This is a genomic window from Vibrio sp. D173a (assembly GCF_030248475.1).
The window spans coordinates 1-956 of sequence record NZ_JAHGAH010000618.1 but is presented as its reverse complement, the minus strand read 5'-3'; the positions used below and the strand labels follow the sequence as shown (position 1 = coordinate 956).

1 protein-coding gene and 1 pseudogene are annotated in these 956 nt (G+C 45.2%); both read left to right on the top strand.

The features are described from left to right. A pseudogene (locus KIV40_RS27980) lies at positions 1-192 on the top strand (adenosine deaminase); the annotation flags it as partial. A 114-nt stretch (positions 193-306) separates the two neighbouring features. Further along, positions 307-873 (top strand): sugar O-acetyltransferase, encoded by a 567-nt coding sequence (locus KIV40_RS27975; RefSeq protein WP_285352469.1) that lies wholly within the window; start codon positions 307-309, stop codon positions 871-873. Positions 874-956: the final 83 nt, after the last annotated feature.

Genomic DNA, 956 nt, shown 5'->3' with positions numbered 1-956 from the left:
ATCGTGGTAACGATCAACACTGACAACCGCACAGTATCGAATACAACCATGACGAACGAAGTTAAGCGTGTATGTGAAACGTTCGACCTAACCAAAGAAGATTACGCTCAAATCTACAAATACTCTGTACAAAACGCATTCGCTTCTGATGAAGTAAAACAGCACCTAATGAGCTTCGCAGACCAAATCTAATTAGGTTTGAGTAACGCAAGATAAATCAGGAAGAGAAAGGCGAAAGCTTTTCTCTTTTTTATTACCTATTTGTCGTTACCCTATATTCAATATTGACTAATGAGTAGTACAGAGATGAAAACAGAACTCGAAAAAATGTTATCAGGCGAGATCTTCGATGGCGCCGATCAAGAAATCGACCAAATGCGTACTCATGCGTTGCACGCTCTCTCTGAATTTAACCGAAGCACAGATCCCTCTCAGCTAGAACAGTTACAGGCTAATTTATTCGGTAAAGTGGGCAGCAGTATCGTGCGTGCTCCCTTCCATTGTGAGTTCGGCAAGACCATCGAAATCGGTGATGATACCTTCATCAATATGAATGTAGTGATGCTAGATGGTGCGAACATTAAGATCGGCAACAACGTGATGATCGGTCCGAGTGCACAGCTCTATACCGCTTCCCACTCATTGGATCATTTAAGCCGTCGTAAATGGGAAACCTTTTGCCAACCAATCACAGTCGAAGACGACGCTTGGATCGGTGGTAACTGCGTGATCAACCAAGGTGTCACCATTGGTGCCCGCTCAGTGATCGCTGCAAACTCAGTAGTCAACAGCGATGTGCCACCAGATTGCCTCTATGGCGGCACGCCTGCGAAGTTGATTCGCAGGCTCGATGTTGATAAGCAGAACAACTAGACATACCAATAGAAACGGCCATCCTTTCGATGGCCGTTTTTGTTAACTAAACAGGGCACCACCATGCATCGCCACGACACTGG